This window comes from Polaromonas sp. P3_C2, assembly GCF_056402675.1.
The window spans coordinates 1-2,201 of record NZ_JBFUGX010000665.1; the positions used below are offsets into that span (position 1 = coordinate 1).

Here is a 2,201-nt window from a genome sequence, read left to right on the forward strand (position 1 = left end):
ACCGTACCCTGCGCCTCTATGGGTTTGTGGACGCAGGCAATGTTTTTGGTGAAAATGAGCGTTTTCGGGTAAATGACTTGCGGGCTTCCACAGGTATTGGTATCAGCTGGATTTCCCCAGTGGGTCCCTTGCGCATCGCTATTGCGACGCCGCTGCGCAAAATGCCAGGCGATAGAATAGAGCGGTTGCAATTCCAAATTGGTACATCTTTCTAATGAAGCATTTTTCAATCAAAATTTTCCTGGGCGTTGCCATTGCACTGGCGGGGTTCTCCGCAAGTGCGCAGGAGTTCAAAGTCGGGATTGTCAATCTGGACCGGATTTTCCGGGAAGCCAATTCCGCGAAAGCCGCCCAGACCAAACTTGAGCAGGAATTCAGCAAGCGTGAAAAAGAGCTGAACGATCTGGCGACCCAGCTGAAAACACTCTCCGACAAATTTGAGCGTGAAGCCCCGACGCTCGCGGAGAGTCAGCGCGTTTCACGGCAAAAGCAGCTTGTTGACCAGGATCGGGACTTCCAGCGCAAGCGCCGTGAATTCCAGGAAGACCTGAACACCCGCAAGAATGAAGAACTCCAGCAGGTCATCGAACGTGCGAACAAGGTTGTGAAGACGCTGGCTGAGACGGAAAAGTACGACCTGATTCTCCAGGAATCGGTCTATGTCAATCCCAAGCATGACATCACCGACAAGGTGATCAAGGCGTTGAACGCTGCCCGTTGATTGCGGGGTGTTCACCACGATCACCATCGTGAAAATGGCAGGCGCAGTGTGACACTCCGTCTTGCCGATATCGTTGAATCCCTAGCCGGTGCAGTACAGGTCGAACTGGTCGGCGACCCCGGCCTGCAGATAGAGCGGCTCTCTACGTTGGAGGCTGCCGGTCCCGCGGACCTGAGTTTCCTCAGCCACCCCAAATACTTGTCCAAGCTCGCGCAGTCCGAGGCTGTCTGCGTCATKGTGGCGCCCGCCGCGCGCGAGGCCGCAGTCAAGCGTGGCGCCTGCATCGTGACAGACGATCCCTACCACGCTTTTGCGTTGGTCACCCAACTCTGGAAGCGGTGGCATTCCCCGCAGGTGGTTCCGCACATTCATCCCAGTGCCTATATCGATCCCTCTGCCACTGTGGCGTCCGGCGTTTCGATCGGTGCATTTGCCTGCATTGGCCAAGGCGCGGTGATTGGCACGGATGCGCGGATTGCGGAGCATTGCGTCGTCGGGCGGCATGTGCAAATCGGTGCGAACACCCGGTTGTCGGCGCGCGTGACCGTGGCCGACGGCTGCCGCGTGGGGGAGCGCTGTATCGTGCACTCCGGCGCGGTGATCGGCGCTGACGGTTTTGGCTTTGCGTCGCACCAGGGACAGTGGGTGAAGATCGAGCAACTTGGTGGTGTGCAGATCGGCAATGATGTCGAGATCGGTGCCAACACCTGCATTGACCGCGGTGCGCTGCAGGATACGGTGCTGGAAGACGGTGTGAAGCTCGATAACCTGGTCCAGATCGGCCACAACGTCCGGGTTGGCAAACATACCGCCATGGCCGGCTGTGCCGGCGTCGCGGGCAGCGCCACGATTGGTGCGCATTGCACGGTGGGGGGCGGCGCCATTGTGCTGGGCCACCTGACGCTCGCCGATGGTGTGCATGTCTCGGCTGCATCGGTGGTAACCCGATCCATTTTGAAGCCCGGGCATTACACCGGGCTCTTTCCCATCGACGACAATGCTGTCTGGGAAAAAAATGCCGCTACGCTCAAGCAGCTTCATACGCATCGTGAGCGTCTCAGGGAGGTCGAAAAAGCCATCCTGCACTCAGGACACACTCAAGAAAAATCATGATGGATATCCACCAAATTCTCAAACAGCTGCCGCATCGTTATCCCATCCTGCTGGTGGACCGGGTGCTGGAAATCGAAAAAGGCAAACGCATCAAGGCGCTCAAAAACGTCACGATCAACGAGCCCTTTTTTATGGGGCACTTTCCCCATCACCCGGTGATGCCGGGGGTATTGATACTGGAAGCYATGGCGCAGGCGGCCGCGCTGCTGGCCTTYGMGACGCTGGGCGTCACGCCCGACGACAAGACGGTCTATTACTTCGCCGGYATCGAYGGYGCACGCTTCAAGCGCCCCGTTGAACCTGGCGACCAGCTGATCATGGACGTCACACTGGACCGCATGAAGGCCGGCATTTTTAAATTCAAAGG

Annotated in this window: 4 protein-coding genes; all 4 read left to right on the plus strand. The window is 57.8% G+C overall.

What is annotated here, in order from left to right; genetic code table 11:
* Positions 1–215, plus strand: a 215-nt coding sequence (locus tag AC1DWI_RS20445; protein WP_477674606.1) for a BamA/TamA family outer membrane protein, incomplete at its 5' end; no start/stop codon positions are given.
* Entirely contained in the window at positions 215–721 is a 507-nt protein-coding gene (locus tag AC1DWI_RS20450) for an OmpH/Skp family outer membrane protein (protein WP_477669255.1), read from the plus strand. The genes AC1DWI_RS20445 and AC1DWI_RS20450, both read left to right, overlap by 1 nt.
* 48 nt (positions 722–769) lie before the next feature.
* A complete protein-coding gene (gene lpxD / locus AC1DWI_RS20455; protein WP_477725604.1) occupies positions 770–1,834 on the plus strand; it encodes a UDP-3-O-(3-hydroxymyristoyl)glucosamine N-acyltransferase in 1,065 nt (354 codons plus the stop codon).
* A partial coding sequence (gene fabZ / locus AC1DWI_RS20460; protein WP_477725605.1) for a 3-hydroxyacyl-ACP dehydratase FabZ occupies positions 1,831–2,201 on the plus strand: 371 nt, incomplete at its 3' end. The genes lpxD and fabZ, both read left to right, overlap by 4 nt.

Bases quoted from the DNA above. Each gene is read 5' to 3' on its own strand.
- AC1DWI_RS20450 (WP_477669255.1), top strand. From the start codon at position 215: ATGAAGCATTTTTCAATCAAAATTTTCCTGGGCGTTGCCATTGCACTG.